Origin of the sequence: Streptomyces sp. NPDC017940 (genome assembly GCF_044328435.1) — a bacterium.
In the GTDB taxonomy this organism is placed as follows: domain Bacteria; phylum Actinomycetota; class Actinomycetes; order Streptomycetales; family Streptomycetaceae; genus Streptomyces.
Map to the genome: position 1 here is coordinate 581,331 of NZ_JBIRHJ010000002.1, position 24,367 is coordinate 605,697.

A 24,367-nucleotide genomic window follows, 5' to 3' on the forward strand; every position below is an offset into this window, starting at 1 on the left:
TCGTGTCCTGAACGTGAGAAGGCGAACGCATGCGCGATGTACGAAGGCGTACTCTGCTGACCGCGATGGGCGGCACCGCCGTCGCGGGTGGCGTCCCGGCCGCCGAGGCCGCCGAGGCCGCGACCGCTTCTCCGGTCCCGGACCGCGCCGGGCGGGGCCGCGGGACCCCGTACGACCGCGAGGTCCGGCGCCTTCTCGACCGTATGACTGTCGAAGAGAAGCTTGGCCAGCTCCAGCAGCTCGCCTGGTCCTGGGACACGGGTCCGGGCGGCGGCGGGACGAAGGAGGCCGAGGACGCGGCACGGGCCGGGCGGCTCGGCTCGGTGTTCTCGATCTTCGGCGCGCGCAGCAGCAACGCCCTCCAGCGCCTCGCGGTCGAGGAGTCCCGCCTCGGCATCCCGCTGCTCTTCGGCCTCGATGTGATCCACGGCTTCTGGACGACGTTCCCGATTCCGCTCGCGCAGGCCGCGAGCTTCGATCCGGACGTGGCGCGGAAGGACGCCGAGGTGTCCGCGAAGGAGGCCAGGTCCAACGGCGTGCACTGGGCCTTCTCGCCGATGATGGACGTCACGCGCGAGCCGCGCTGGGGCCGGGTCGCCGAGGGCTCGGGCGAGGACCCGTATCTGACGTCCGTGTTCGCGGCCGCCAAGGTCGAGGGCTACCAGGGCCCGGGGCGCGGGTACGGCGCCGGGGACCGCGTCGCCGCCTGCGCCAAGCACTTCGTGGCCTACGGCGGGGCCGAGGGCGGGCGGGACTACAACACGGTCGACGTGTCGGAGTCACGGCTGCGCAATCTCTATCTGCCGCCGTTCAGGGCGGCCCTGGACTCGGGCGCCGCCACGGTCATGGCGTCCTTCAACACCGTCGGCGGCGTCCCCGCGCACGGCAACACCCACACCCTGACCGGGATCCTCAAGGAGCAGTGGGGTTTCGACGGCGTCGTCGTCAGCGACTGGACCGGCGTGCGGGAGCTGGTCGCGCACGGCTTCGCCGAGGACGGCGCGGCGGCCGCCCGGCTCTCGCTGAACGCGGGCGTCGACATGGAGATGGTCAGCACCACTCTGCGCGAGCACGGCAGGAAGCTGGTGCGCGGGGGGAGGATCAGCGAGCGCCGCCTGGACGACGCGGTCGCCCGCGTCCTGCGGCTGAAGTTCGCCCTCGGTCTCTTCGAGAACCCGTACGTGGACGAGGACGCGGCGATCGGCGGCCCGACCGCCGCCGCCCGCGAGGCAGCCCGCGAGACCGCCGCCCGCTCGATGGTGCTCCTGAAGAACGAGCGCGGGATCCTGCCGCTCAGGACCTCGGCCCGATCGATCGCCGTCGTCGGCCCGTTCGGGAACTCCGGCGACCTGCTGGGCACCTGGGTGGTCCCGGCCGCCGCCGAGAAGTACCCGTCGGTGAAGGTCCTGGACGCGGTGCGGCGGGCGGCGCCGCACGCGAAGGTGACGTACGCGCGCGGCGTCGGCCCCGAAGGCCCCGGGAGCCCCGGGAGCCCGGAGAGTGGGGACACCGGTGGCATTCCGGCGGCGGTCGCCGCGGCGAAGGCCGCCGACGTGACGGTCGTCGTCGTGGGCGAGCCGCCCGCGATGAGCGGTGAGGCGGCTGCCCGCAGCGACATCGGCCTGCCGGGCGCGCAGGAGCGGCTCGTGAGGGCGATCGCGAGGACCGGCAAGCCGTTCGTCGTCGTCCTCGTGAACGGCCGCCCGCTGACGATGGGCGGCTGGCTCGCGCGGACGCCCGCGGTCCTCGAGGCCTGGCACCCCGGCGTCGAGGCCGGGAACGCCATCGCCGACGTGCTGTTCGGGAAGGTCAACCCGGGCGGCAAGCTGCCCGTATCCTTCCCGCGCACGGTCGGCCAGCTCCCGGTCCACTACAACCACGAGTCGACGGGGCGCCCCTACGACGCCGGCAACAAGTACTCGTCGAAGTACCTGGACCTGCCGCCGGACCCGCAGTTCCCCTTCGGCCACGGCCTGAGCTACACGGCGTTCGAGATCGGCGCGCCGAAGCTCAGCCGCACCTCCGTCCCCGCGGGCGCCCTGCGCGCGGGCGACACCCTGGAGGTGTCGGTCACCGTCTCCAACACCGGCGACCGGGAGGGCGACGAGGTCGTCCAGCTGTACGTCCACGACCTCGCGGCGAGCATCCCGCAGCCGGTGCGCAAGCTGCGCGGCTTCCGGCGGGTCACGCTCGGCGCGGGGCGCTCCACCGTCGTCCGCTTCCGCGTCGGCGCCGAGGACCTGGGCTTCTGGACGAACGATCCGCACGGCGAGTTCCTCGTCGAGGAGGGCAGGTTCGACCTGTACGTGGGCAACAGCTCCACGGCCACGGCGAAGAGGACGCTGACGGTGACCTGAGCGGCGGCCCCGGCGCCCCAGCCGCCCCCCGTGGGCCGCCGGTGCCCGCGGTTCAGCCGAGTTCGAGCGTGGTCACGCCGTACACCCGCTCCGCGCGAACTCCCGTACCGGACCGGTGTACATGCGCGCGGTGGCGAACGTCGGCCGCATGCCGCGGTCCTCGGCGAGGGCGACGGCGTGCGCGTTCGTCTCCGGTACGTCCAGGGCGACGGGCGCGCCGCCGACGCCGGCCGCCAGCGCGTCGAGCAGCGCCTCGGCGTCCGCGCGGGTGTGCCGGTACGCCGTCGAGGCCCACGGTCCGGTCCCCGGCGTGCGGGAGTGCGGCCCTCCAGGTCGCGGTGCCGTGACCGTGGCCGCGTACGTCGGAACGGACCAGGTAGAAGCCGAGGAAGGCGTACGCGGTGTCGTAGGTGACCACGGAGATCGCCGAGACCGGCTCGCCGTCGACGCGCCCCACGAAGAATCCCGCCGGGTCCTGTGCGAAGAAGGCCGCCGCGTCGGGGGTTCGCCCGCCGGGGGGCGCCCAAGAGGCCACTTGACAACCCTTCCGTAGGGGCACATGCTCAAGTCGCAGTTCAGTTAGAACCTGTAACTGTAGGGATAGTGGAACGCACACGAGAAAGGCTCAACCATGCGAGAGACCTACACGCACAAGAACGCGAGTGAGCCCAGGTCGGACACCGTCACGACCGAGATCGTCCTGCCCGGTGTCGTCGAGCCCGAGGGTCTTGAGGTCCGGCGCGTGGACACCGCCGCCCCCGGCCCCGGCGAGGTACTGCTCGCGATGGAGGCCACCGGCGTCTCGTTCGCCGAGCAGCAGATGCGGCGCGGCAAGTACTACGACCAGCCGCCGTTCCCCTTCGTGCCGGGATACGACCTCGTCGGACGGGTCGCGGAGACCGGCCCGGGGGTGGACCCCGCACTGAGGGGACGGCGGTACGCGGCCCTGACGAAGACCGGCGGCTGGGCGAGCCACGTCGTGGTGCCCGCCGCCGACCTGGTCGAGGTGCCGGACTCCGTGGCGTCCGCCGACGCCGAGACACTGGTCGTGAACGGCATCACGGCCTGGCAGATGCTGCACCGCACGGCCGGGGTCGAGCCGGGTGACACGGTCGTCGTGCTCGGCGCGAACGGCGGCGTCGGCTCCACCCTCGTCCAGCTGGCCCGGATCGCCGGGGTACGCGTGATCGGCACCGCCGCGCGGCGCCACCACGACCGGCTGCGCGACCTCGGCGCCGTCCCCGTCGACTACCGCGACCCGGACCTGCACGGGCGGCTGCGCGGCCTCGCCCCCGGCGGGGTGCGCGCGGTCTTCGACCACGTGGGCGGCGAGGGCGTCGTGGACTCGTTCCGGCTGCTCGCGCCGGGCGGCACCCTGGTGTCGTACGGCACCGCGTCCACCCGGGACGTCACCGGGTCCGCCAAGGCCCCCGTCCTGAAGCTCTTCGCACGCCTGCTGCTGTGGAACGCGCTGCCCAACTCCCGGCACGCGCACTTCTACAACATCTGGGCGGGACGCCGGAACGCCGACGCCTTCCGCGAGCGGCTGCGCACCGACCTCGGGCAGGTGTTCGCACTGCTCGCAGCGGGCAGCATCCAGCCGCAGGTCGCCGCGCGCGTCCCGCTCTCACGGGCCGCCGACGCCCTGCGCCTCGCCGAGTCCGGCACGGTCGCGGGCAAGGTCGTCCTCGTACCGGACGGGAAGGCCCCGTCGGCGGACCGGTGACACGAATACCGGCCACATCATCAACTACCGTCAATACAGGGCTCTTTCAGACATTTGTACGGAATTTTCGTCCGCCCTGCACCGTTGCACCGGTCTCCTCGACAGGATCGACAGCAGCGACAGGCCGTCCGGGCAACCGTGCCGGACGGCCGGCGTCACCTGGGAGGAACTTTGGTACGTCATCGACGACCGGCGCCCCGACCCCCCGCCGAGCCCGGCCCCACCGCGGCTCGCCCCCCGGAGCCCCCGTCGGACCCCCCACCGGCCAAGGAGCGGCGGCACACCCCGCCCTCGCCGCCCGAACAGCTGCTCTTCGGCGGGCGGTTGCGCAGCTCGTGGGGCTGGACCGCGCACGAGGGCGCGCGCCTGAACGCCTCGTTCCGCTCCATCCTCCGGCAGATCCCGACCCTCTTCCGGCACACCGTGTCCCTGGCCTGGCACGCCGACCCGTGGGCGCTCGTGGTGGTCGCGGCGGCCCAGCTCGGCCAGGCCGCGGCGACCGCGTTCGGGCTGCTCGCCACCAACCGCGTGCTGGTGTCCCTGTTCGCCGCGGGCCCGACCGCCGAGCGGGTGCGCGAGGCGCTGCCGTCCCTGGTGTGGGTGGCCGCGGCCAGCGCGTTCGCGGCCACGCTGCGCGCCGTGTCGTTCGCGGCCGCGGGGCGCCTCGGACCCAAGGTCGAACGGCTCGCGGGCCTGTCCATGATGGAGCAGGTCATCCGCGTGGAGATGGAGCACATCGAGCGCTCCGACTTCCACGCGGCCCTGGACTCGGGACAGCACGGCCAGACCGCGGCCCGCCGCCTCATCGAGCACACCCTCGGCATCGTCGAGGCCCTCATGGCCCTGATCGCCGTCAGCGGAGTCCTCGCGGTGCTGCACCCGGTGCTCCTGCCGCTCCTGGTCGCCGTGGTGGTGCCGAAGGCCTGGGGCACGGTCCGGGCGGCGCGCCGCACCTACGAGTCGGTGCAGATCTGGCTGGAACACGTACGCCAGCAAGGGGCGTTGCGGCGGCTGCTCATCTCCCAGAAGGCGGCACCCGAGCTTCGTGTGCACGGCGCGGGCCCGTTCCTGCTCGACCAGTTCGACCAGATGGCGGCGCAGGCCGCGGACGAGCAGACGCGCCTCGCGCACCTGGAGGCCCGCACCGAGCTGGGCACGTCCGCCCTCTCGGGCCTCACCGCGGGCGCCACGTACGCCGTACTCGCCTGGCTCCTCACGCACGGCCAGCTGCCCCTCGCGGCGGGCGCGACCGCCGCGCTCGCCCTGACCAGCGGCACGGCGGGGCTGCGCCGGATGGTGACGCACATCCACCACCTCTACGAACAGAGCCTGTTCATGAACGACCTGATCCGCGCCCGCGAGGAGGCGCGGCGGCGAGCCATCCCCGCCACCGGTGTCCCGGTGCCCGAGCCGCCCGAGGTCATCGAGTTCGACCGGGTGACGTTCCGCTACCCCGAGCGGACGGCCCCCGCCCTCGACGACGTGTCCCTGACCGTCCGCAGGGGCCAGGTCATCGCCCTGGTCGGCGCCAATGGATCGGGCAAGACGACCCTGAGCAAGCTCCTCGCCGGCCTGTACCTGCCGACGTCGGGCACCATCGGCTGGGACGGCACGGACGTGCGCGCGCTGCGCCGCGACGACGTCTTCGCCCATGTCTCCCTGGTCCTCCAGAACTTCCAGCAGTGGCCGTTCACCGCCCGCGCCAACGTGGCCATGAGCAGGCCCGGTGACATCCACGACACCTCCCGCCTTGACGCCGCCGCCGCGTACGCCGACGCGCACAGCGTCCTGGCGGACCTCCCGCACGGCTGGGACACCCTGTGCGAGAAGGGCTACGAGGGCGGTGTCGACCTGTCCGGCGGTCAGTGGCAGCGCCTGGCCCTGGCCCGCGCCTACTTCCGTGACGCCGACATCCTCATCTGCGACGAGCCGACCAGCAGCATGGACCCGGCCGCCGAGATCGACGCCTTCCGGAAGATCCGCGCCCTCGCGTCGAAGGACCAGACGATCGTCCTGGTCACGCACCGGCTGCACAGCGTCAAGGAGGCCGACGTCATCTACGTGCTCGACGAGGGCAGGCTGGTGGAGCACGGCGACTTCGCGACCCTGATGTCCGCCGACGGGCCGCAGCTGTTCCGGCGCCTGTTCGAGCTCCAGTCGCACCAGTACCGCACGGACACCCTGGACGGCGTACCCGCGCAGCGGACCCGTTCCCGCGACGCTATGCCGGACCGGTCCCCGGCGGCCGGCACAGCCGGATGAGGCGCAGCGCGAGCTGGATCTCCAGGGCCCGTTCGGGGGTGTTCCAGTCGGGGCCGAGGAGCCGGGCGGTGCGGTCGAGGCGCTGCACGACGGTGTTGACGTGTACGTGCAGCGCGTCCTTGGCGCGCGCGAGGCCGGTGCCCGCGGCGAAGTAGGCGTCGAGGGTGCGGACGAGTTCGGTGCCGCGCCGCTCGTCGTAGTCGATGACGGGCCCGAGGACCCGGCGGACGTAGCCGTCGACGTCCCCGCGGTCGCCGAGGAGCACCCCGACGAAGCCGAGGTCGGACAGGCTCGCGCCGTGGCCGGTGCGGCCGAGGGCCCTGAGCGCCTCCAGGCAGCGGAGCGCCTCGGCGTGCGCGGCGGGCAGCCCGGCGGGCGCGTCGGCGGGCCCGGCGGCGCCACAGGTCACCGGGGCCCCGAGGCTCCGGCCGAGGTCGGCGGCCAGGCGCTCGGCGAGCGGCCCGGGCGCCGCGGTGGGGGCGAGCAGGACGACCTGGCCGCCCTGGGGTCCGGCGAGGCCGCGCAGGGTGCGGGCCCTGCGGGCCGCCTCGGTCGTGAGGCGGCCGCGCAGGCCGGGGTCGCAGTGCAGGACGAGGACGGACATGGGTTCGGCGAGGTCCACGCCGAGACGGCGGGCGCGCGGGGTCAGGCGCGCGCCGCGCCGCGGGTCGGTGGCGTGCGCGGGGGTGAGCAGGTCGTCGAGGAGCTCCCCGCGCACGCGGTCCTCCGCCTCGGCCACCGAGCGGCGCAGGAGCAGGAGCAACGCCGTGTCCCTGCTGGCCCGTTCGAAGAGGCGGCGGTCGCTGTCGGGCAGGCCGGGACGGCCGCTCAGCGCGATGGAGCCCAGCTGTTCGGGCCTGGCGAGCACGGCGGACACCCAGACTCCGTCGACGTGCACGGCGCGCCCCGCGGTGCGGGACGCGGCCACACCGTGGGCGGGCGGCGTCGGGGACGCGGCACCCACGCGGGCCAGTTCGGTGCCGTCGGCGTCCTGGACGACCAGGCCGCCGTCGAGGAGCGCGGCGATCTCGGCGGCCAGGTCGGCCACGTCGCCGCCGCGAAGGACCAGGTCGGTGAGGCGGTCGTGGGTCTCGGCGGCGCGGCGCATGGCTTCGCTCTGCGCGCGGGCGGTGGCCGTCGCCGCGTTGAGGTCCACCAGGGCGGCCCGGGTCTCCTCCAGGAGGCGGGCGCTGTCGATGGCGACGGCCGCGTGGTCGGCGAGGGAGGCCAGCAGCGCGATCTGGTCGGGGGCGAAGTCGCGCGGCGTCCGGTCGGCCGCGTACAGGACACCGATGACGCGGCTGCCGACGCGCAGCGGCACCCCAAGGATGCCGCGGAGCCCTTCCTCGCCGACGCCGGCGTCGATGGTGGGGGTGTGCAGGAAGCGGGTGTCGCTGCGGTAGTCGGCGCTCGCGTAGGGCCGGGCGGTCTGGGCGACGAGACCGCCGAGCCCCTCCCCCATGCCGAGCCGCAGCTCCTGGAACCGCGCGGACGTCGACCCGTCGGTGACCCGCATGAACGTGTCGCCCGCGGCCGGGTCGTTGAGCGTCAGGTACGCCACGTCGGTACGGAGCAGCAGCCGGGCGCGGTGGACGATGGCGCGCAGCACCGCGTCGAGGTCGCTGAGCGCCGCCAGGTCGCCCGCGGTGTCGAACAGCGCGGACAGCTCGGCCTCGCGCCGCCGGTGCTGGTCGAGGGTGCGGCGGATGCCGAGTGCCGCCTCGGTGGCCTCCTCCACGCGGGCCAGCTCCGCGGGGTCCGCGCCCGCCTCCCTGGCAGCGGCGGCGGCCCGGGTGAACTCCTCGGCGGGCGCCTGCCGTCCGAGGAGGTCGAGCAGGTGCCGCAGGGCGGTGACGGCGGGGCCCGCGGTGCCGTCGGGGGGCTGCGGGGTGGGGCGGGGGCGGGCGGTGGCCATGGGGCGTGGTGCCTTTCGCGCGCTGCTCAGGAGGGTTCGCCGGAGCGTACTGCCGCTTCGCCGGTACGCGCGGTGGGGGCGCCGGAGGCCACCGGTACCGGGGCCTCTGCTCCCGTCGCGGCGGCGCGCAGGTCGCGGCCGAGGGTCTCGCGGGCCAGGGCCACGGTCACGGTGGTCACCACGGCGGCCAGGCCCAGGTACACCGCGACGGGCACGGACGAGTCGTACTCCTTCAGGAGCTCCACGGCGATGATCGGGGCGAGGGCGCCCGCGACGATCGAGGCGAGCTGGGAGCCCATCGAGGCGCCGGAGTAGCGGACCCTGGTGTCGAACATCTCGGAGATGAACGCCGCCTGCGGCCCGTACATGGCACCGTGGAACAGCAGCCCCACCGTCACCGCCGCGGTGATCACGGCGAACGACTCGGAGTCGACGAGCGCGAAGAACGCGAAGGCCCACAGCGTCATGCCCACCGAGCCGACGAGCGTCACGGGGCGCCGTCCGACCCGGTCGGAGAGCGCGCCCCAGGCCGGGATGGTGGCGAAGTGCACGGCGGAGGCGATGAGGACGGCGTTCAGGGCGGTGCTCTTGGGCAGGTCCAGGTGTGTGGTGACGTACACCAGGACGAAGGAGGTGAGGATGTAGTACGAGATGTTCTCGCCGAAACGGGTGCCGATGGCGGTGAGGACCTGCCGCCAGCTCTTGCGGAACACCTCCACGACGGGCGGCTGTTCCGTCTCGCCCCGCGCGGCGGCCGCCTCGGCCTTGGCCTGTGCTTCGAGGAAGACCGGCGACTCGGAGACGGAGAGCCGGATCCACAGGCCGACCACGACCAGGACGCCGGAGAGCAGGAAGGGCACGCGCCAGCCCCAGGACTGGAAGGTGCTCTCGGACTGCACGGCGGCGAGCAGCGCGAGGACGCCGGTGGCCAGGAGGTTGCCGCCGGGTGCGCCCGACTGCGGCCAGGACGCCCACAAGCCGCGGTGCTTGTCGCCGCCGTGCTCCGACACGATGAGGACGGCGCCGCCCCACTCGCCGCCGAGCGCGAAGCCCTGCACGAGCCGCAGCACGGTGAGGAGCACGGGTGCGCCCACGCCGATGGCGTCGTAGGTGGGCAGCAGCCCCATGGCGAAGGTGGCGCCGCCCATCAGGAGCAGGCTGAGCACGAGGAGCTGTTTGCGTCCGACCTTGTCGCCGAAGTGTCCGAACACGACGCCGCCGAGGGGCCGGGCGAGGAAGCCGATCGCATAGGTGACGAAGGCGATGAGGGTGCCGGTGAGCGGATCGGCGGTGGGGAAGAAGAGGTCGTTGAAGACGAGGGCGGCGGCGGAGCCGTAGAGGAAGAAGTCGTACCACTCGATGGTGGTGCCGACGAGGCTGGCACCGACGATCCGGCCGATGCCGGGCTTGTGGCCCGTACTTGGCTTCCGGCCGGTACGGGGCTGCTGACTGGTACGGGGCTTCCGGCCGCCACCGGACTTCCGGCTGTTACGGGGCTTCCGGTCTGCTCCGGGCTTGGGACGCGCCATGGGGTTCACCGTGTTCTCGGTCGTGGGTCGGGGTTCTCGCGCGGGGAGCGGGCGGGGAGCGGGCGGGGCGGCTCAGTTCGCCGCCCAGCCGCCGTCCATCGACAGGGAGGTTCCGGTGACGTAGCCCGAGTGGGGGCCGCACAGCCACAGGGCTGCCGCGGCGACCTCCTCGGGTTCGATGAGCCGCTTCATGGGTGAGCGGGCGAGCAGCACATCGGAGACCACCGCCTCGTCGCTGATGCGGTGGGCGGCGGCCTGGTCGTGGATCTGCCCCTGTACGAGGGGGGTGCGGACGTAGCCGGGGCTGACGCAGTTGCTGGTCACGCCGTGCGGGGCGCCCTCGACGGCGGTGACCTTGCTGAGCCCCTCCAGGGCGTGCTTGGCGGCGACGTACGCGCTCTTGTAGGCGCTGGCGCGCAGTCCGTGCACGGAGGAGATGTTGACGACGCGGCCCCAGCCGCGCGCGTACATGTGCGGCAGGCTCTGCCGGAGCAGCAGGAACGGCGCGGTCACCATGACCTGCTGGATGAGGGCGAACCGCGCGGGCGGGAACTCGGTGAGCGGGGCGACGTGCTGGAGCCCCGCGCTGTTGACGAGGATGTCGACGCCGGTGGGCAGCGCGGCGACGGCGTCGGCGTCCGCGAGGTCGGCGACGTGCGCGTGTCCGCCGACGGCGTCGGCGACGGCCTTGGCCGACGGGGCGTCGATGTCCACGACGTGCGTCTCGGCGCCCGCCGCCGCGAGGGCCCGCACGCAGGCCCGGCCGATGCCGCTGCCACCACCGGTGACGAGGGCGACGCGCCCGCGCAGATCGATGCCGGACGCCGCGGGGACGGGGTGGTCGGGTGCGCTTGTCATGGCGGGAAACATAGGGTCGACGGGCGGCGGCGCCCATGTGGGCGGGAGCTACAGCTGGGGCGGGTGGCATGGTGGGGGCTGCCATAGGGGGCCCGGCCCAGGCGGGCGCGGGCGGTGGGCTGCGCGGCGCCTCAGCCGTCGGGGCCCCGGGCGCGGCTGAGGCGGTGCGCGGGGCGCGGCCCTGCGTCAAACGGCTGGTCCCCGCCGCCCGGTGGCGCCGGGGACCACACCTGGCCCCCGGCGCTCGGCGGCCGAAGCCGTCGCCGGAACCTACGCGGCCGCGCCGCCGTCGACGGCGGACGAGCGGCCGAACTTGTCGACGGCCTGGTAGTACGTCCAGGCGAGACCGTCGCACGAGGTCTTCTGCACGCCGGTGTAGCGGGCGCACACCCGCTTGAGGTCGGCGTAGAAGGCGCTGTCGACGCGGGCCTTGTTGGCGTCGAAGGAACCCGCCTCCTTGTAGTTGCGGTACCCGAAGTCGTGCCGGGCACAGGACGTCTCGAAGGGGAAGCCGAGCGGGTTGTCGGGTGAGGAGGAGCAGTAGTCGGTGCTCCAGTTGAACCGGTACGCGCTCCACGCGCCCTGGTTGTTCCGCGCGGCGAGCCAGGAGTTGTAGCTGCTCGCGTCGGTCTGGGTCCAACTGCTGAGCACCCGGCCCTTGTCGGCGGGGACGGCGGCGGCAGGGGACGCGGCGAGACCGGTCCCGAGGGTGAGGGCGGCAGCGCTCACTGCGAGCGCGGAGAGTCGACGGCGCATGGGTGGGGGTCCTCCCGTTGAGTGGTGCACGAAGACGAATGTGGGGGGCGTGCCGCGGGCCGTACGTGGACGGCCCGCGCCTCAAGTGATCACCACCGACCCGTCGGCCGGTGGTCGGGCGCGTCGCGCGGAGCTTTCGATCCGGTGACCGGTTCGGTCCGCGCGGCATCTTGCCTATACGGCACGGGAGTTGCCGCCAAACATGTCAAGGGGCCAGTGGTGGGGCGCGGGGGCCAGGTGGTGCACGGTGGCGCGCCGTGCGTTCCGGAGTGCGGCGACGTGCGCGACGCGGCGCGACGTGCGCGCCCGGTGGGTGCCGGTGGCGAACGGTGTGCGTCTGGGGGGGCGGTTGTGGCTGCCGGTGGGGCACCGGCTGGGGCGGACGCAGGTGCTGCCGCTCGGTCTGCCGCCGCTGCCGCTGCCGCTCGCCATGCTGATGGCCGAGGAGGTCACCCCTGGCCGGGGGGAACGGCTGAGGGCGGCCGGGGGCCCGAACGCCCTCGCGCCCGATTCCTCACCCGGGCCTGGCGGCCCCACCCTGCTCGGGCACGGCCACCGGGCCGAGGAGGCCAGCCACCTCCCCGTCGCCACCGCCGACGGTGGAGAAACGAAACAGGGGCCACCCGAAGGTGACCCCTGCATGCGACGTTTCCGTCGGGACGACAGGATTTGAACCTGCGACCCCTTGACCCCCAGTCAAGTGCGCTACCAAGCTGCGCCACGTCCCGGTGCGTGTCCCTGCGGTGTCCCGCGTGATCACGCAGGTAGAACTCTACCGCACGTGACGGGGTGGTCCGGTGCGGTTTCGGCTCTCGTGGGCGGGCGCCCCGGCCCGCCCCGGTGCGCGGAGCGCGCGAGGATGGGGGCATGAGTGGTGCGTGTGGACCGGAGGACAAGGCCCCCGAGCGGGGTCGGCGGGATCGGGACGCGGAGGGGCGGGCCCGTAACGCCCGGCCCCGTGACGGGCTCGGGCGGCCCTTGCCGTACGGCGCCGACGGGGTGGGGCGGCAGCCGGAAGGCGTGGTGCGCTCGCCCCGGGAGACCGTCGCGGAGGCCCAGGCGCTGCTCGACGCCGGGCGGCCCTTCCACGCGCACGAGGTCTTCGAGGACGCCTGGAAGTCGGGGCCCGAGGAGGAGCGCGGGCTGTGGCAGGGGCTCGCCCAGCTCGCCGTCGGCCTCACCCACGCCGCCCGCGGCAACACGAAGGGCGGGGCCCGGCTGCTGTTGCGGGGCGCCGGTGCCGTCTCGGACTGGTCCGCGGAGGAGACCGGGCGGCAGCTGCCGTACGGGATCGGCGTCGCGGGCGTGGTGGCTTGGGCGCGGGAGCTGGCCGCGCGCCTGGAGGGCGCGGAGTACGCGCGGGCGGAGCAGGTCCTGGACCCGGCCGCGTGCGCCCCGCGCCTGGCGGCGGATGAGCAAGGCTGAGACGCGACCGCCAGGACGGCACCGACCGTACGGGAACGAAAGGACGGGAGCGAAAGGACAGGAGCGAAAGGGCGGCGCTGACAGTACGGAGCCGACACGACGGGCCTGACCAAGACGGGACTGACAGTACGGGGCCGACAAGGCGGGGCTGACGAGACGGCGCCGGCAAGGCCGGACCGGCGGCAGGGGGTGCCGGATCGCCCGCCCCCGCATACGGCACACTCACCCCGTGCGAAAGATTCATGTCATCGGCATCGGCGCGGGGGACCCCGAGCAGCTCACCCTCCAGGCGGTCGGGGCCATGAGGGACACCGATGTGTTCTTCCTGGTCGGCAAGGGCGAGGAGAAGGACGACCTCGTGGCGCTGCGGCGCGGGATGCTGGCGGCGCACCGACCCGACGGGGCCTACCGCGTCGTCGAGGCGCGGGACCCGGAGCGGGACCGGGCGGCGCGGGGCGAGCGGTACGCGGGTGCCGTGGACGAGTGGCGTGCCCGCCGCGCCGTCGTCTTCGAGCGGCTCATCGGCGACGAGCTGGGCCCCGAAGGGACCGGGGCGTTCCTGGTGTGGGGCGACCCGGCGCTGTACGACAGCACGATCGCGGTCCTGGAGGAGGTGCTAGGGCGCGGCGCGGTGACGTTCGCGTACGACGTCGTCCCCGGCGTCAGCAGCGTCTCCTCGCTGGCGGCGCGCCACCGGATCGGGCTCAACCGCGTCGCGCGGCCCTTCCAGGTCACCACCGGCCGCCGCCTCGCCGACGAGGGCTTCCCGGAGGGGGTGGACGACGTCGTGGTGATGCTGGACGCCCGGCAGGCCTTCCTGCGCTTCGTCGACGACGGGGACGATCCCGACCTCCACATCTACTGGGGCGCCTACCTCGGTACTCCCGACGAGATCCTCGTCTCCGGCCCGCTCGCCGAGGCCGCCCCGCGCATCGGGCGGCTGCGCGCCGAGGCCCGTGCGCGCAAGGGCTGGATCATGGACACGTATCTGCTGCGGCGAGGCGGGGACACCACCACCGGCGACTGACCGTCGGCACCCCGGCACCGGACCGGGCCGTCACCGGACCGAACCGGACCACCGGCGGACGCGACCGTCACCGCACCTGACCTGACCGGACCACCGCCGAACCGGACCGTCACCGCACCGGACCGCCCCGCATGCACCGCGGCGGCCCCGGTGTGAGGGTGAGGCTGTGACCGTTACCGATCAGCCCGCGGCCGCGGCGGAGCAACCCGGTCGGCCGGAGCAGGGGCCACCGGTCCTCGACAAGCGCAGGCGCAATGTCGTCTTTGTGACGATCATGCTGGGTGTCCTGCTCGCCGCCCTCGACCAGACGATCGTGGGCACCGCGCTGCCGACGATCGTGTCGGACCTCGGCGGCGCCGAGCACATGTCGTGGGTCGTCACCTCGTATCTCCTCGCGGAGACCGTGGCGACGGTGCTCGTCGGCAAGTTCGGCGACCTGTTCGGCCGCAAGGTCGTGTTCCAGGTGTCGGCGGTCGTCTTCATCACCGGCTCGTTCCTGTGCGGTCTCGCCACGAACATGACCCTGCTCATCGCCTGGCGCGCGCTCCAGGGCATCGGCGCGGGCGGTCTGATGGTCACGGCGATGGCCCTGATCGCCGACGTCATCCCGCTGCGCGAGCGCGGCAAGTACCAGGGCGCGATCGGCGCGGTCTTCGGTGTGTCGACCGTCGTCGGGCCGCTGCTCGGCGGGCTCTTCACCGATCATCTGACCTGGCGCTGGGCGTTCTACGTGAACGTGCCTATCGCGATCCTCGTCGTCGTGGCCGCGGCGCGCACCCTCCCCGTCGTGAAGTCCGCTTCGCGGCCCGTCATCGACTATTTCGGCATCGCCCTGGTGGCGATCGGGGCGAGTGCGCTGATCCTGGCCACCAGCTGGGGCGGCAACCAGTACGCGTGGGGCTCGGGCGTCATCATCGCCCTGTTCACGGGCGGGCTGCTGGCCCTCGCCGCCTTCTGCGTGGTGGAGACGCGGGCCGCGGAGCCGATGCTGCCGATGCGGCTCTTCGCGAACCCGGTCTTCACCGTCTGCTCGGTGCTCAGCTTCGTCGTGGGCTTCGCGATGCTCGGCGCGATGACGTTCCTGCCGACGTATCTCCAGTACGTCGACGGGGACTCGGCCACCACCTCCGGGGTGCGGACGCTGCCGATGGTCGTCGGGCTGCTCATCGCCTCGATCTTCAGCGGGAACGTCGTCAGCAGGACCGGCACCTACCGGATCTTCCCCATCGTGGGCTCGCTCGTGATGGCGCTCGGCCTGTACCTGCTGTCGCTGATGGGCCGCGACACCAGCACCTGGCTCGCGTCCCTGTACATGTTCGTGCTCGGCATCGGCATCGGTCTGTCCATGCAGGTGCTCACCATCGCCGTGCAGAACACCGTCGCGTACGCGGACCTCGGCACCGCGACGTCCGGCGTCACCTTCTTCCGGACCCTCGGCAGCTCCTTCGGTACGGCCGTCTTCGGCACGATCTACGCCAATACGCTGGCGCCGAACCTGCGCGAGGGGGTCGCGGCGGCGGACCGCACCGGCGCCGCACCGCCGGACGTCGTCGCGCAGGCGTCGCAGAGCCCGCAGTCGCTGCACGACCTGCCGGGCGCGGCCGCGGCACCCCTGATCGAGGCGTACGCGGACACGTTGCAGACGGTGTTCCTGTGGACGGTTCCCGTCGCCCTCGTCGGGTTCGTCGTGGCCCTGTTCCTCAAGCAGGTCGAGCTGCGCGACAGCGCGCGGATGAACTCGTCCGACCTCGGCGAGGGCTTCGCGTCACCGCAGGCGGGCGACCCGGCCAGGCTGCTCGAGCTCGCCGTCGGCAACATCCTGCGGTCCCAGGGGCCGCAGACCGCGCGCACCGTGATCCAGGGGTCCGACACACGCCTGGACATGGCGGGCGCCTGGGCGGTGATGCAGGTGGAGCTGTTCACCCGCCTCGTCGGGCACGCCAATCTGCCGCTGATCGCGGCCAGGCGTCAGCTGCCGCCCGAAGTGCTCGTGCCGGTCTTCGACCGGATGGTCGACGAGGGGTATGTGACCCGCACCGGCACCCTGTTCCAGCACACGGCCGCGGGCGCGCGCGAGGCCGAGGTCATCGGCCGGGCGTGGGCGTCCTGGCTGCGCGAGCGGTTGCGCGCGGACGGCGGGGCCGGCTGGAGCGCCCTGGAGGACATCGCGGCCGAGGGCGACGGGAAGCTGTGGGAGGCGGTCGACGCGATCGCCAAGCGGCTGCTGGCTGAAGACCTCGCCCAGGGCCTCGCCCTGGGCGAAGGCGCACGGCGGGGGGCACGTCCGGCGGCGGCGACAGCGGCCTAGCCGTCAGCGCAGCAGGAGCTGGAGGCCGCCGAGCACCGTCGCGCCGATGACGAGCTGCTCGAAGAGCCGCTGGTTGATGCGGTGCACGCAGGCCCTGCCGATGAGCGCGCCGGGGAGCACGAAGAGGACGAGCGCCGCGTCGAGCAGCAGCGAGGGGCCGTCGATGAGGCCGAGGCCGACGCTGAACGGCACCTTGGACGTGTTGACGATGAGGAAGAACCACGCCGAGGTGCCGAGGAAGCTCAGCTTCCTGAAGCCCGCGGAGAGCAGATACATCGACATCACCGGGCCACCCGCGTTGGCGACCATCGTGGTGAAGCCGCCGAGCACGCCGTAGGAGGGCGCGGCGGCCCGGCTCGTCCCCTTTCCCGCATCGCCCGCCGCCCCCGCATCCCCGGCGGCGGCACGCTCGGCCGACCTGCGGCGCCACATCGTGACGGCCGCCATGAACAGCAGGATCGCCCCGATCGACGTACGCATCACGGCGTCGTCGGCGAACAGCAGGAACGCCGTGCCCACGGCCACGCCCACGCCGACCGCGGGGAACAGCCGCCACAGGGTGGGCCAGTGCGCGTGTTTGCGGTAGGTGAGGACGGCGAGGACATCGCCGGCGATCAGTATCGGCAGGAGCACGCCCGTGGACGCGCGGGCCGGGAGCACCGCGGCGAAGGCGGCCAGGCTGATCGTGTTGGCGCCGCTGACAGCGGTCTTGGAGAAGCCGACGAGCCCGGCCGCCAGGGCCAGGACGGCGAACTCCAGGACGGTGATCTCGGCGAAGGCATCCATGCTGGGATCCGATGGTATGCCCAAGCACTTTCCCGGGAGCCGGTGGTGTCAGTCCCGCTCCACGAGCAGGGCGCTGCCCTGACCCACGCCCACGCACATCGTGGCGAGGCCGCGGGTGCTGCCGGTGCGGCGCATGCGGTGCAGGAGCGTGGTGAGGATGCGGGCGCCCGAGCAGCCGAGCGGGTGCCCGATGGCGATGGCGCCGCCGTCGGGGTTGACCAGGTCGGGGTCGATGCCGAGCGCGTCCACGCAGGCCAGGGCCTGGGCGGCGAACGCCTCGTTGAACTCGGCCTCCTGGATGTCGTCGACGCTCCAGCCGACCCTGGCCAGGGCCTTGCGGGTGGCGGGCACCGGGCCGAGCCCCATCACGTCCGGGTGCACGCCCGCGGAGGCGCCCGCCGCGTACCGGCCGAGGGACTCGAGGCCGAGTGCGTGCAGGGCCTCCTCGCTGACCAGGAGGAGGCCCGCCGCGCCGTCGTTCATCGGCGACGCGTTGCCCGCCGTGACGGTGCCGCCCTGCCGGAACACCGGGCGCAGCCCGCTGAGTTTCTCGTACGAGGTGTCCTCACGGATGCTCTCGTCGGCGGCGACCACCGTGCCGTCGGGGGTGGTGACGGGCAGCAGTTCGTCGTCGAAGCGGCCGTGTCCGCGTGCGGCGGCGGCGCGGCGGTGGCTGCGCAGGGCGAAGGTGTCCTGGCGTTCGCGGGAGATGCCGTGGCGGGCCGCCACCTCCTCGGCGGTCTCGCCCATGGAGAGGAGTCCGTGCAGCTCCTTCATCCGCGGGTTGACCAGGCGCCAGCCGAGGCGGGTGTCGGGCGCCTCCATGCGGTGCGGCAGCGCCTCGTCGGGGCGGGGCAGGACGAAGGGGGCACGGCTCATCGACTCGGAGCCGCCGGCGAGCACGATGTCGGCTTCGCCCGCCGCGATGGCGCGGGCCGCGGTGGTGACCGCCTCCATGCCCGAGGCGCACAGGCGGTTGACCGTGGCGCCGGGGACGGACTCGGGGAGCCCGGCGAGCAGGACCGCCATGCGGGCGACGTTGCGGTTGTCCTCGCCCGCCTGGTTGGCGGCGCCCCAGTAGACGTCGTCGATACGGGCCGGGTCGAGCTGCGGCAGATCGTCGAGGAGACCGCGGACCACGGCTGCGGCGAGGTCGTCGGGGCGGACGGCGGACAGCGCGCCGCGGAGCCTCCCGACGGGGGTGCGGCGGGCTGCGGCGAAGTGGACGGTGCGCACGGTGGGCTCCGGATCTGCTGCGAGGGGCTCGATCTGCTGTGCAGGGCTGATCTGCTGCGGAAGGCCGATCTGCCGTGAAGGGCTGATCTGCTACGAAGGGCTCGGTACGCGGCTTCGCTAATTAGCGGTGCTAGTTTTGGAGTGTAGGGCGTGGCCGGGGGTTGCGGAAGGACGGCGTGGGCCGGTCGGACCCCGGCCCTCGGCCCCCGCGGCCGCGAGTCGGACCCCGGCCCCCGCGACCGCCGGTCAGCCCCTCGCGACCGCGACGCGCAGCGGCCCCCCGCCCGTGTCCGCGCGCGGGAGCCAGGAGGCGTCGAGCGTCCACGTCCGGCCGGGGGCCCTGCGCCCCCAGGAACGCTCCCGGTGCAGCACGTGGCCGTCCTGTTCGACGAGCAGGACCGGGTGGGTGAGGAACTCGGTGGCGCGCAGGAGGAAGCGACCGCCGACGGGGCGGGGGCCGTCGGCGGCGAGCCGGTTGGGGGTCACCCAGTGCAGCGGCGCGGCCACCTCGACGGCCGGACCCGGGTCCGGCCACGCCCCGGAGCGCAGGAAGCGGCGTACGGCCGCCGCCGCGGCGGCCCCCTCCGCGGCCACCGCGCCCGCGTCCGCCACCGCGTGCAGCAGGTTGCCGGCCGCGAACACCCCGGGCAGGGCGGTGCGGAAGGCCGCGTCGACGGCGGGGCCGCGGGTGCCCGCCGCGAGCGGTACCCCGCCGCGCCGGGCGAGCTCGTTGTCCGGGACGAAGTCGCCGGTGAACACCACGGTGTCACAGGCGAGGTGCGTGACGCGTCCGGAGCGGTGCCGAAGGCGCACGCCCGACAGGCGTCCACGGCCGGTCAGTTCGGCCACCTCGGTGCCGGTGAGCAGCGGCACCCCCCGCACGATCCTGGCTCCGGCGGCGCGCCACGGCGCCGCCTCGTGCCGGGCGCGCCGCGTCACCTGGGCGGCCACCTCGACGCCCGCCCGGCGCAGCGTGTCGAGGGCCGCGTACGCCACCGGCTCCGCGCCGACGACGACCGCGCGGGTGCCCACGGCCCTGCGGTAGACGTGGACCTCCTGCTGGAGTTCGCCGGTGGTGTAGACGCCCGCGGGCCGGGTGCCGGGGACCAGGCGGGCACCGCGCGGGCGTTCGCGGGCGCCGGTGGCGAGGACGACGGCCCGCGCGGTGACGCGTTCCAGGCCGGCCGGTGACGTGGTGTCCAGGGTCAGGGGTCCCGCCCAGCCGGTGACGGTGACGCCGGTGCGCAGCGTGGCGCCCGCGCGCACCGCCGCGTCGACGCACCGCTCGGCGTACTGGGGGCCGCTCGTACCGAGACCCCGCAGGCCGGGGAGGTCTCGGCGGGCGGAAAGACCCGGAAGACCCCCGAGCCCGGGCTCGCCCCCCGCGGCACCGACGTCACCCGAGCCGACGAAGCCCCCGAAACCACCGAAGCCGCCGTGGTGGCAGTGGCGCGGGATGCCACCGGCCCGCTGCTCCCGCTCCAGGATCTCCACGCGGCCCGCGCCCACACCGGCGAGGGCGGCCGCGGCCGCGAGTCCCGCGGGACCGGCGCCGACGATCAGCACGTCGACGGCGCGCTCGTGTCGCATCGCCCCTCCACCCCTCATCGCCGCTCCGCCCGGCCGCGGACTTCGCGACGCCCGGGTTCCCCACGGCCCTCGCCGCTCGTACGACCCTCGCCGCTCTCATGACCCTCGCCGCCCTCGCGGCCCCCGCGGCCCTCAAAGAGTTCCCGTACCGCCGCGCCGCAGTAGAAGCCCTGGCAGCGGCCGCCGCGCGCCCGTGTGCGGCGGCGCAGTCCGTCGATCGACGCGGGCGGGACGGTACTGGCGAGCGCGTCCCGGATCTCGCCGCGGGTGACGCGTTCGCAGTGGCAGACGACGGTGCCGTACTCCGGGTCCGCCGCGATCAGATCGGCCCGCTGGTAGGGGCGCGGGAAGTTCTCACCGAGGTTGGGCACGGTGAGGGGCGGCAGGTCCCGCGGCGGGCCGCCGAGGTCGAGGCCGCAGTCGGCGAGCAGGTCGGTGACGTGGGCGGCGATGGCCATGGACGCGGTCAGGCCGGTGGAGCGGATACCGCCGACGGTGACGAGGCGCTGCCCCGGCCTCGCGTGGATGCGGTAGTCGTCGTCCTCGGTCGCCGCGCGCAGCCCCGCGTACGCGGTGGTGACGTCCTCGTCGAGGAGCCCGGGCAGGACGCGCGCGCCCTGCTCGCGCAGGCGGCGCAGGCCGTCGGCGGTGGACTCGGTGGCCTGCTTGTCGTCGAGGTCCTCCGCCGTGGGGCCGAGCAGCACGTTCCCGTACACGGTGGGCGCGACGAGGACGCCCTTGCCGAGTGCCGTCGGTACGGGCAGCAGGATGTGCCGGACGAGGTCGCGGGCCGGCTTGTCGAAGACGATGAGCTGGCCGCGGCGCGGGGTGACCGTGAAGGTGTCGTGGCCGAGCATGCGGTCGACGGTGTCGGCGTGCAGACCGGCGGCGTTGACGAGGTGGCGGGTGCGCAGGGGGCCGCGGGTGGTGGTGAGCGCGTGCAGGTCACCGGCGTCCGGTTCGACGCCGGTCACGCGGCAGTTCAGGTGCAGGTCCACGCCCGCCGCTACCGCCTGCGTCACGTACGCCAGTGGTGTCGTCCAGGGGCAGATGATGCTCTCGCCGGGTACGTCGAGGGCGCCGAGCGCTCCGAGGCCGAGGTGGGGTTCGCGGGCCGCGACCTCGGCGGCGTCCAGGAGCACCGCCTCTTCGTAGCCGTTGCGCTTGGCCTTCTCGAGCAGGCCGGGGAGGGCGGCGAGCTGGTCCCCGTCCCAGGCGACGAGGAGCGCGCCGGTCCGTTCCACGGGGATCCCGCACTGGGCGGCGTACGCGGTCAGACGCCGGTACCCGTCCTGGACGAGCCGGGCCTCCAGGGACCCCGGCACCGCGTCGAACCCCGTGTGCAGGATGGCCGTGTTGGCCTTGGACGTGCCCTCGCCCACGTCGTCCGACGCCTCCACGACGGCGGTCCGGAGCGGGTGGCGGGCCAGCTCGCGGGCGATGGCGGTGCCGACCACACCGGCGCCGACCACGACGACGTCGTACGGTTCGCCGGGCGCGCCGGAGGCGGACGCGGGCGCCGGGGGCCCGCTGCGGGTGACCCGGCCGGGCCCGCCGCTCGCCGCGTCGCCGGCCACGCCGCCCGTCGCGTCGCCGGCCACACCGCCCGCGGCGTCGTCGAGCGGCATCACGGACTGCGTTCGAGGAGCGCTGCCACCTGCGCACGGAACCCGGCGCGGCGCGCGGCCGCCTCGTCGGGGCCGATCCGCGGCTCGTACACGGCGGCGGGCCGCCAGTCGGGCACGACGTCGCGCAGGCGAAGGCGCGGGTCGAGGCCGAGGCGGGCGACGGCGGCCACGCCGAGGGCGGTGACGTCCGGCACGGCCGAGACCTCCACGGGCAGTTGGAGCAGGTCGGCCTGGGTCTGCATGAGCAGCTCCGAGCGGGTCAGACCGCCGTCGACGCGCAGCGTGCGCAGCGGTTCGCCGAGGTCGTCCGCCGCCGCGTCGGCGAGCTCGGCGACCTGGGCCGCGATGCCTTCGCAGAGGGCCCGCACCAGGTGCCCCGCGGTGGTGTCGAGGCCGAGGCCGGTGAGGGAGCCGCGCAGGTCGCCGCGCCACCAGGGCGCCGCGAGTCCGGCGAGCGCGGGCACGAAGGCGACCCCGCCGGTGTCGGGGACGGCGGAGCCGACCGGGTCGATGTCCCCGGCGCCCCCGAGCACGCCGATGTCGGTGAGCCAGCGGACCGCGGAGGCCGCGGTGTACACCTGACCGTCGAGGCAGTAGCTGGAGCTGCCGCCGAGCCGCCAGGCCACGCAGGCGACGAGTCCGGAGTCGCCGCGGCGGGGGCGGGCGCCGGTCTGCGCGAGCAGGAACGCGCCGGTGCCGTAGGTGCACTTGGCGCTGCCCGGCTCGGTGACGTCCTGGGCGAGGAGGGCGGCCTGCTGGTCGACGAGCAGCCCGGTGAGCGGGATCTCGGCGCCGAACGCCGTCGTCGTGCCGATGTCCTCGGCGGCGTCCACGACCCGGGGCAGTCGTTCGCCGGTGAGTCCGAAGACGTCCAGGGCGCGCTCGGACCAGGTCACGGAGTCCAGGTCGAGGAGCTGGGTGCGGCCCGCGGTGGCCGCGTCGGTGACGAAGGCGCCGGTGAGGCGGTGCACCAGCCAGGCGTCGCTGGTGGTCACGACACCGGCGCGGGTGAGGTGGCGGCGCACCCAGGCCATCTTGGGGGCGGCGAAGTACGGGTCGAGCGGCAGGCCCGTGAGCGCCTTCAGCTCGTCGGCGTGCGCGGCGAGCTCCGCGCACAGCGGCTCGGCGCGGCGGTCCTGCCACACGAGGGCGTCGGTCAGGGGCTCCCCGGTCGCCGGGTCCCAGGCGAGCACCGTCTCGCCCTGGTTGGCGAGGCCGACGGCGGCCACCGGCTCGCCCGCGTCCGCCAGGGCCGCGCGGCCCGCGTCGACGACGGAGGCCAGCAGCTCGTCCGGGGCGACCTCGACGAGCCCGCCGGGCAGGTTCCGTGGGCGCACGGGCGCGCCGCCCGAGCCGATCACGCCCCGCTCCGGGCACACCACGAGGGCCTTCGTGCCGGAGGTGCCCTGGTCGACGGCGAGCACCGGGCCCGTCATCGGCGCCGTCCACGGCACCCGGGGCCCTGCCGACGGCACGGGACGAGGGTGCGCCCGCAGTAAGTCGTGATCACCGCGGAAGCCTGCTACAGCGGGCGCGGCACCGTCAAGGGTCGCGGTGGCACCGCCAAGGGGCGCGGCGGGCCACCGAGGGACGCGGCACGCCTCAAATGCCGCAATAGGGGTTCGTGTTGAGCGGAAGAGAACGCAATGTTCACACCGGCGCGCCGCGTTGACACAACTTGGTCAAGAAAGATCCGGGGACCAGCCATCAATCGAAAGACTCCGCTCTACACTGACCGCCGAACAACATCCGCCACTCGCACAACAGTTCATCCCTGCACATCACCGCACATCACAGCACATCACAGCACTCCGGACACCCCGCCCGCCCCCAGAGCTCAGAGCCCAGAGGACCCATGCCGATGCCGTTAGCCCGCCCGGTGTATCACCCGGCCGGTCACGACGCTCCCCTGCGCGCCGTGCTCCAGGACCTGAAGGCAGGCCGCTGGGTGTCGACGAGAAACCTCCTGACCGAGACCCCCGACTGGGGACTGTGGACGCAGCGCACACAGATCCTGGCCGCAGCCGTCGCCGGTTCCGACGTGGTGCGCGCCTGGCTCTCCGAGGAGCCGCGCAGCGTGGCCGCGACGGTCCTGCATACGCGTGTCACCGTGGAGCGTGCCCTGCGCGCGCACCGCGCGGGGCACCGGCACACCAACGAGCTGTGGCGGGAGGCGAACGACGCCTGCCGTCTCGCCTCGCAGACCACGCCCGAGGACCCCGTGCCGTGGATCTGCCTGCTCGCCCTCGCCACCCTCGACGAGGGCCAGCGCTGGGACGAGCACCGGCTCGCGGCGCCGGAGCCGATGCTGTTCCCCGGCCCGTGGGGGATCCTCGCCGAGGTCGACAAGCGCGACCCCGGGAACCGTGAGGCGTACCACCGCATGCTCCAGTTCGCCTACCACCGCAGGCCGGGCGCGCCGCTGACCGAGGCGGTCAACTTCGTGCACTGGGCGTCCGCCGCGGCGCCCGCGGGCTCGGCGCTGCACATGCTTCCGCTGTACGCGCGCGTGGAGCGCTACCGCCGCGAGGGCGGCAACGAGCGCGCCCTGGACCTGCACTGGGTCGGTGAGGACGCGACGCGCAGCGCGCTCAGGGCGCTCCAGCTGTGGTTCGACCACGCACAGCCGGAGTCGACCTCGCTGCTCGACCTCAACTACCTGGCGCACGCGCTGTGGGGCGCCCACCAGTTCCACGACGCGGTGCGGGTGTTCGAGGCCCTCGACCCCTTCTTCACGGTGGTGCCGTGGACGTACCGCACGCACGCGCCCCAGGACGCGGAGGCGGCCACCGAGGCCTTCGTCCAGGCCCGTGCGCGCTGCTACCACGCCGCTCGCGGCCCCGGCCCGCACGGCTGACCCCGGGCGGAGCCCGTCCGCCGGCCGAACCCCCCTCCCCCACGCGCTCCACCTCCCCCCGCTGATCCCCGCACCCCCGCACCCCCCGCTCTTCCCCCGGAGGTTCA

The 24,367-nt window shown here is 74.1% G+C and carries 16 protein-coding genes, 1 tRNA gene and 1 pseudogene; 7 read left to right on the forward strand and 11 right to left on the reverse strand.

Translation table 11 applies throughout. The features are described 5' to 3' along the window. Window positions 1-29 precede the first annotated feature (29 nt). Window positions 30-2,357: a glycoside hydrolase family 3 N-terminal domain-containing protein gene (locus ACH4DX_RS08135; protein ID WP_398154462.1), complete on the forward strand. Its 2,328-nt coding sequence runs from the start codon at window positions 30-32 to the stop codon at window positions 2,355-2,357. Between the two features lie 52 nt (window positions 2,358-2,409). Here the strand turns inward: ACH4DX_RS08135 and ACH4DX_RS08140 are convergent. Then, window positions 2,410-2,931, reverse strand: a pseudogene (locus ACH4DX_RS08140) (GNAT family N-acetyltransferase). A gap of 57 nt (window positions 2,932-2,988) precedes the next feature. Between ACH4DX_RS08140 and ACH4DX_RS08145 the strand changes: the two are divergent. Further along, window positions 2,989-4,083: a medium chain dehydrogenase/reductase family protein gene (locus ACH4DX_RS08145; RefSeq protein ID WP_398154463.1), complete on the forward strand. Its 1,095-nt coding sequence runs from the start codon at window positions 2,989-2,991 to the stop codon at window positions 4,081-4,083. A gap of 324 nt (window positions 4,084-4,407) precedes the next feature. Further along, window positions 4,408-6,345, forward strand: coding sequence for an ATP-binding cassette domain-containing protein (locus tag ACH4DX_RS08150; protein ID WP_398154464.1), 1,938 nt, complete (start codon window positions 4,408-4,410; stop codon window positions 6,343-6,345). On the opposite strand, the gene ACH4DX_RS08155 is transcribed toward ACH4DX_RS08150, so the two are convergent. The 5 genes from ACH4DX_RS08155 to ACH4DX_RS08175 form a co-directional block, all read right to left on the reverse strand. Further along, the gene (locus tag ACH4DX_RS08155; protein ID WP_398154465.1) at window positions 6,305-8,260 is read right to left on the reverse strand and encodes a helix-turn-helix domain-containing protein; all 1,956 of its coding nucleotides are present in this window, start codon (window positions 8,258-8,260) and stop codon (window positions 6,305-6,307) included. The two genes, ACH4DX_RS08150 and ACH4DX_RS08155, sit on opposite strands and share 41 nt — an antisense overlap. A 26-nt stretch (window positions 8,261-8,286) precedes the next feature. Continuing rightward, on the reverse strand, window positions 8,287-9,789 hold the full coding sequence (locus tag ACH4DX_RS08160) for an MFS transporter (protein WP_398114485.1): 1,503 nt from the start codon (window positions 9,787-9,789) through the stop codon (window positions 8,287-8,289). Window positions 9,790-9,861: 72 nt separating this feature from the next. Next, complete coding sequence (locus ACH4DX_RS08165) at window positions 9,862-10,647, reverse strand: 3-hydroxybutyrate dehydrogenase (protein ID WP_398114487.1); 786 nt, start codon at window positions 10,645-10,647, stop codon at window positions 9,862-9,864. A 270-nt stretch (window positions 10,648-10,917) separates the two neighbouring features. Further along, on the reverse strand, window positions 10,918-11,403 hold the full coding sequence (locus ACH4DX_RS08170) for a phospholipase (RefSeq protein ID WP_398154466.1): 486 nt from the start codon (window positions 11,401-11,403) through the stop codon (window positions 10,918-10,920). Window positions 11,404-12,057: 654 nt separating this feature from the next. After that, a tRNA-Pro gene (locus ACH4DX_RS08175) sits at window positions 12,058-12,131 on the reverse strand. 139 nt (window positions 12,132-12,270) lie between these two features. Between ACH4DX_RS08175 and ACH4DX_RS08180 the strand changes: the two genes are divergently transcribed. From ACH4DX_RS08180 to ACH4DX_RS08190, 3 genes are all read left to right on the forward strand, one after another. Next, window positions 12,271-12,828 carry a DUF309 domain-containing protein gene (locus ACH4DX_RS08180; protein ID WP_398154467.1) on the forward strand — a complete coding sequence of 186 codons (558 nt, stop codon included), beginning with the start codon at window positions 12,271-12,273 and terminating at the stop codon, window positions 12,826-12,828. A 229-nt stretch (window positions 12,829-13,057) separates the two neighbouring features. Then, entirely contained in the window at window positions 13,058-13,855 is a 798-nt protein-coding gene (gene cobF, locus ACH4DX_RS08185; protein ID WP_398154468.1) for a precorrin-6A synthase (deacetylating), read from the forward strand. 166 nt (window positions 13,856-14,021) lie between these two features. Continuing rightward, window positions 14,022-16,163 (forward strand): MDR family MFS transporter, encoded by a 2,142-nt coding sequence (locus tag ACH4DX_RS08190; protein ID WP_398154469.1) that lies wholly within the window; start codon window positions 14,022-14,024, stop codon window positions 16,161-16,163. A 3-nt stretch (window positions 16,164-16,166) separates the two neighbouring features. Here the strand turns inward: ACH4DX_RS08190 and ACH4DX_RS08195 are convergent, their stop codons facing one another. The 5 genes from ACH4DX_RS08195 to ACH4DX_RS08215 form a co-directional block, all read right to left on the reverse strand. Further along, window positions 16,167-16,949: a sulfite exporter TauE/SafE family protein gene (locus ACH4DX_RS08195; RefSeq protein WP_398154470.1), complete on the reverse strand. Its 783-nt coding sequence runs from the start codon at window positions 16,947-16,949 to the stop codon at window positions 16,167-16,169. A 48-nt stretch (window positions 16,950-16,997) separates the two neighbouring features. Further along, window positions 16,998-18,185 carry a thiolase family protein gene (locus tag ACH4DX_RS08200; RefSeq protein WP_398154471.1) on the reverse strand — a complete coding sequence of 396 codons (1,188 nt, stop codon included), beginning with the start codon at window positions 18,183-18,185 and terminating at the stop codon, window positions 16,998-17,000. A 246-nt stretch (window positions 18,186-18,431) separates the two neighbouring features. Next, complete coding sequence (locus tag ACH4DX_RS08205) at window positions 18,432-19,775, reverse strand: NAD(P)/FAD-dependent oxidoreductase (RefSeq protein ID WP_398154472.1); 1,344 nt, start codon at window positions 19,773-19,775, stop codon at window positions 18,432-18,434. A gap of 14 nt (window positions 19,776-19,789) precedes the next feature. Then, window positions 19,790-21,403, reverse strand: coding sequence for an FAD-dependent oxidoreductase (locus ACH4DX_RS08210; RefSeq protein WP_398154473.1), 1,614 nt, complete (start codon window positions 21,401-21,403; stop codon window positions 19,790-19,792). Further along, window positions 21,403-22,839: an FGGY family carbohydrate kinase gene (locus tag ACH4DX_RS08215; protein WP_398154759.1), complete on the reverse strand. Its 1,437-nt coding sequence runs from the start codon at window positions 22,837-22,839 to the stop codon at window positions 21,403-21,405. The genes ACH4DX_RS08210 and ACH4DX_RS08215 overlap by 1 nt, the downstream gene beginning before the upstream one ends. Window positions 22,840-23,258: 419 nt before the next feature. Here ACH4DX_RS08215 and ACH4DX_RS08220 point away from each other — a divergent pair, with 419 nt between their 5' ends. Then, window positions 23,259-24,260 carry a hypothetical protein gene (locus ACH4DX_RS08220; protein WP_398114517.1) on the forward strand — a complete coding sequence of 334 codons (1,002 nt, stop codon included), beginning with the start codon at window positions 23,259-23,261 and terminating at the stop codon, window positions 24,258-24,260. The last annotated feature ends 107 nt before the right edge of the window (window positions 24,261-24,367 follow it).